This is a genomic window from Blastococcus sp. SYSU DS0552 (genome assembly GCF_054050815.1).
Window position 1 is genome coordinate 1 of record NZ_JBJHAB010000044.1, and the last position, 2,483, is coordinate 2,483.

Consider the following 2,483-nt stretch of genomic DNA (forward strand, 5'->3'; position numbering starts at 1 on the left):
CCCCCCACCCCCCCCCCCCCCCCCCCCCCCCCCCCCCCCCCCCCCCCCCCCCCCCCCCCCCCCCCCCCCCCCCCCCCCGGGGAGAGCGCCGGATCAGACGACGCGACGCGCGGTGTTGTAGCCCCACATCGAGTCCACCGGCACGACCGCCACCGGGTTGCCGTAGGTGGAGGAGTGCACCATCAGCCCGTCGCCGATGTACATGCCGACGTGGCCGACCGGGTCGTAGAAGAAGATCAGGTCACCGGGCTGCAGGTGGGCCCGGTCCACGTAGACGCCCGCGGTCGACTGCGCCCGCGAGGTCCGGGGGATCTCCACGCCCGCGGCCTGGTAGGCCGACCAGGTCAGGCCGGAGCAGTCGTAGCCGCCGGGGCCGGTGCCGCCCCAGACGTAGGGCTTGCCCTGCTGCGCCAGGGCCGTGTCGACGGCGACCTGCGCGGCGTGGGTGGGCGCCGCGACGGGCGTGGTGACGACGGTCGTCGTACCGCCGCCGCCACCCCCGTCACCGGTGGAGGCGGTGGCCGCGAACGGGGTGAGGGCGATGCCCGCGCCGGTGAAGAGGGCGAGCGCCGCGCCGCGGACGGAGCGGCGGGTGGTGGACGTGCGCGTGGTCGTCATGGACGACGGTTCTCCTGTTCTCCATCGACCGCCTACCGGGTTAGCTGACGGGTTCGGGCGGGGAACTCGCCCGGCGCGACCGGCTCGCGGCCACGCTTCACCCCAGTGCTGCGGTGGGTCCCCGGTCCGGGCAGCGGTCGGATCCGATGCCCGGTTCGGCGGTGTCCGTCCGGGTTGTCACCGGAGGTGGTGACGGCGGGGTCCCGGCGGACCGGCGACGACGCTAGGTCGGTCACGAGAAGGTCACAAACCCACCCGACGCGCGCCCATCCGCCGTCCGCGTGGTGCTCGGGCCGGTCGATGCGACTGCGACTCGCGAGCCGACCACCGGGGACGTGCGGACGACGGCGCGGGGCGCGGCGTCGCCGGTCACCGATCGTCAGCGCATGCTTACTTCCTCCGTCGCGGCGGGTCCGCACGCTCCGCGCTGCGCTGTGCCCGCCGTGTGCAGGGGGCGACGCGCCACGGCGGCGCGGTCGGGGGTGGAGTCACTACACCGAGCAACGGCGCACAGGGAGCGGGAGAACAGGACGTCGACGGTTCACTTCTCCGTGGGGGGCGCCTGGCAGCTTCCCGTGCGTCCACGGGGGATTCCGACGCAAGGGGAGCAGGATGAAGCGAAGCAGGGCGGCCGTGGGAGCGGCCGCGGCGCTGGCGCTGGTGGCGGTGTCACCGGCGACGGCACTGGCGGACGGCGGCGAGGACGACATCGTCACCGTGGCGGCGGGGCTGGACGGACCGCGTCAGCTCAGCGAGTTCAAGGGCCACCAGCTCGTGGTGGCCGAGGCCGACTCCGGCGAGGTGTCCTCGGTGGACCTGCGCGACGGGCGGGTCCGGACGCTGCTCAGCGGCCTGGGCAACGCGCAGGGTGTCGACTACAAGTACGGCGGCCTCTTCGTCGCGGTGGGCGAAGCCCCGCCGGCGGAGGAGGGGGCTCCCCCCGTGCCGCCCGGCACACCCAGCCAGGTGGTCGTCGAGGCCAAGCCGAACGGCCAGATCCTGCGCACGTGGGACCTCCTCCAGTACGAGCTGGACCACAACCCCGACGGCCAGCAGCAGTTCATGGAGGTCGACGGCGAGCAGGTGCCGATCGAGACGCTGTCCAACCCGTTCGCGGTGCTCGCCCAGCCCAACCGGCTGCTGGTCAGCGACGCCGGCGCCAACGCCGTCCTCTCCATCGACCTGCGCAGCGGGAAGATCAGCACGTTCTTCGTGCCGCCAACGGTCACCGACACCCCCGAGTGCGCGGAGGCCGAGAACAACCCCGGCACCGTGGGGTGCGACTCGGTCCCGACCGAGATCACCGAGGGTCCGAACGGTCTCATCTACGTGGGCACGCTGGGCGCGGAGGCGCCCGGTGCGGGGCGGGTCTACGTGCTGGACCGGCACGGCAACCAGGTGGACGTGATCGGCGGGCTGACGGGGGTCACCGGCGTCGCCGTCGACCCGCACGGCACCGTCTACGCGTCCAACGTCCTCGAGGGCTTCCCCGAGGGCCCGCCGGCGGAGGACTTCGACCCCTCCGCGATCGGCGAGGTCACCCGCATCTCGCCCTCCGGCGAGCGGGCCACCGCGCAGGTGACCATGCCCACCGGGCTGGAGTGGACGCACGGCAAGCTGTACGCCTCGGCGTGGAGCGTGGCCGGCTTCCTGGGCATGCCCGGCGCCGGTGAGGTGCAGCGCATCGGCTCGGGCGCGTTCACGGGCCTGCAGCCCTGATCGATCCTGCGAGGACGGCGGTGGGGGGGGGGGGGGGGGGGGGGGGGGGGGGGGGGGGGGGGGGGGGGGGGGGGGGGGGGGGGGGGGGGGGGGGGGGGGGGGGGGGGGGGGGGGGGGGGGGGGGGGGGGGGGGGGGGGGGGGGGGG

General features: G+C 75.4%; 2 protein-coding genes and 1 riboswitch. Of the genes, one reads left to right on the plus strand and one right to left on the minus strand.

Features of this window, described 5'->3' with window-relative positions:
• Nucleotides 1-93: 93 nt before the first annotated feature.
• Nucleotides 94-618, minus strand: coding sequence for a C40 family peptidase (locus ACI8AG_RS20450; RefSeq protein ID WP_456598492.1), 525 nt, complete (start codon nt 616-618; stop codon nt 94-96).
• 14 nt (nt 619-632) lie between these two features.
• Nucleotides 633-789: riboswitch (cyclic di-AMP (ydaO/yuaA leader) on the minus strand.
• A 441-nt stretch (nt 790-1,230) separates the two neighbouring features.
• Between ACI8AG_RS20450 and ACI8AG_RS20455 the strand changes: the two genes are divergently transcribed.
• A complete protein-coding gene (locus ACI8AG_RS20455) occupies nt 1,231-2,337 on the plus strand; it encodes a ScyD/ScyE family protein (protein ID WP_456598493.1) in 1,107 nt (368 codons plus the stop codon).
• The last annotated feature ends 146 nt before the right edge of the window (nt 2,338-2,483 follow it).